Below are 2,159 nucleotides of genomic sequence, written 5' to 3'. Positions count from 1 at the left end.
CGTTCAAATACGCCAGCATCCCGCCACTCCTGAAATCGGCGATGAGCAGAGCTTGACGAGCATATACCGGTGGCATTTAGCGCATTCCACTGGCAACCCGTCCTGAGTACGAAGAAAATGGCGTTCATTGCAGCGCGATTATCAACCCGCTTGCGGTGCGTACCCAGCGGGTGTTGAGTTCTATGTTCCGGGATGAGAGGAGCCATTTTCTCCCAGAGTTCATCACTGATTTGCCACTTATTACCTGCCATACGTTGCCCTCATAAATTATCATTATGTATTATCTGACAATTCCTTTTGGGATAGGTTCTAAGCCTACCATTTGAAATAACGAATTTAACATTCAACGTTGAGTTTTTATCTATCAATTGTAGGTTTTGATATACAATATCTCCTGATAATATTTGGCTGGCTTTATATTTAACTCCTTTCAAACCAATCTTTTCTACCACCTCAAAGTAATCATCTCTATTTATATATTTGGAAACGCTCTTATATGTTCCATTAAAATATGAAATAAGCAATTCCCTGTTAACTCCTACCTCGTTTACATTACCAATTACCACCTTTTTCTCAAACATGTTTATTGCATCAAGATAGAACACCGATCCTATGCCTAAGATGCTTGTAAAGATAATACAGAGAAATGATTTCCTGAATATTTTATTTGTGTTCTCGATAGTGCTATCATGCTCGACCCAATAATCATGAACGATGCCAGCAATTTTATTGCTTAAATTGTTCTCTTTCTTTTCTATCACGGTAGTTTATAACTCTGAAGTAGCATTAGCCGTTTAAATAACATTGAGTATACGCATGGATATTGTCATCATTGAAGATCAGCCTATCATAGCAGAAGCGATTTGCCGAGACTTTCAAAAAACGTCTAACGGTACTCTTACCATTACAACGTTAACTACCCTGGAAGAACTAAAGCAGTTTGATTTTAATGGCTGTCAATTCATCATCAGTGATCTGTATTTAGGTACGTCCATTCACGAAACAATGCATGAGCTTTATAAGCTACGAACACTACACCCAAACGTCTCCATTTCTGTTTTTACCCAATCAACAGACATCCCTAATCTGGAAGCGTTCCTAGCACTTATCAAGGCTAATCACCTGTTTGATAAGCGTTTCATCAGTGACATTTCCCATATTGTTTTGCATGAAGAACCTCAACAGTTTCACGCGAACAAAACGGAGCTAGCCAAAGCTGAAGCGTTCCTGAAAATTGATGGTAATGCCCAATCGATCTTGGAAGAACTAGCTAAGCATGAGCCTCTGACCAGCATTGCAATTGAAAGCAACAAAAGTAAGTCAGCTATCTCACAAGTCATCAAGCGAGTAGAAAACCAAATTGGCTCTAAACGCCACTTTCTGCAATTGTTCTTTAAACAGTTTTAATAGGCTCGGTGCTATAATTACAAACCTCACACAGATAATAGTGCTTCCCTTTTTGCAATCCCTTTAAATCGATCTGTTGATACTTCTCAGATGAGCATTGGGGACACTTGCCACTATTATTTTGTGAGGTAGTTTCGTTCTCATACTTAGCAACACTTTCCAATATTCCATCTATATCTTTTTTATATGATCTCGATGCTTTAACGCGAATCAATTTAATCTGAGCACTTTTAAAAACCGAGTCCTTAACCCTATCTCTTTTCTTCGCTGCTGCTGAATTATGACTCCTGTCATCTAGTTCAATGACGCATAAAATCTCACTTGTTTGTTGATCGAGAAGTACGAAATCAACATGCTTTTTCGCAATGGCATTGAACCCACCAATGTCCTTGTTATTCGTTGGTAAGCAAATATCTGCTAAACGAACTTTACACGCAACATAAACCCCATTTGGCAATCGACGTAATAGCTGCTTGAAGAAGTTCTGTTCACACTTTGTGTTTAAATTCTTAATCGGTTTATATCCACCCCGCTTCTTTCCTCCCTTTGAGCCAATCAATACGCTTAGCACAATGAATAGAGCAATTGCTAACCAAGCATTGGAATTATTCAGTAAGTTTTCCATTGTTCCTCCGTAAAAAAGCCCCTACGATGAGGGGCTATAGATTTCTCAATTGTCGGAGGACATTAAAGTTTGAAACTTTTCTATTTCCGAAGTGCGTTACTATCGTGGCTAAAAGAACCCAATACTG

At 38.8% G+C, this 2,159-nt stretch carries 4 protein-coding genes; 1 reads left to right on the top strand and 3 read right to left on the bottom strand.

Annotation, left to right across the window (positions count from 1 at the left end):
- Together R7D93_RS25075 and R7D93_RS25070 are read right to left on the bottom strand one after the other, a co-directional pair.
- Nucleotides 1–251, bottom strand: a 251-nt coding sequence (locus tag R7D93_RS25075; protein ID WP_206937396.1) for a transposase, incomplete at its 3' end; no start/stop codon positions are given.
- A gap of 9 nt (nucleotides 252–260) precedes the next feature.
- On the bottom strand, nucleotides 261–581 hold the full coding sequence (locus tag R7D93_RS25070; RefSeq protein WP_225492298.1) for a hypothetical protein: 321 nt from the start codon (nucleotides 579–581) through the stop codon (nucleotides 261–263).
- Nucleotides 582–816: 235 nt separating this feature from the next.
- Here R7D93_RS25070 and R7D93_RS25065 point away from each other — a divergent pair, with 235 nt between their 5' ends.
- Nucleotides 817–1,407, top strand: coding sequence for a hypothetical protein (locus R7D93_RS25065; RefSeq protein ID WP_025625042.1), 591 nt, complete (start codon nucleotides 817–819; stop codon nucleotides 1,405–1,407).
- On the opposite strand, the gene R7D93_RS25060 is transcribed toward R7D93_RS25065, so the two are convergent.
- A complete protein-coding gene (locus R7D93_RS25060) occupies nucleotides 1,394–2,032 on the bottom strand; it encodes a DUF2726 domain-containing protein (protein WP_025625043.1) in 639 nt (212 codons plus the stop codon). The genes R7D93_RS25065 and R7D93_RS25060 overlap by 14 nt on opposite strands.
- Between the last annotated feature and the right edge of the window lie 127 nt (nucleotides 2,033–2,159).

Origin of the sequence: Vibrio sp. YT-15 (genome assembly GCF_033337445.1) — a bacterium.
Taxonomy (GTDB): Bacteria; Pseudomonadota; Gammaproteobacteria; order Enterobacterales; family Vibrionaceae; genus Vibrio; species Vibrio alginolyticus.
This window is presented reverse-complemented; position numbering and strand designations above follow the sequence as displayed.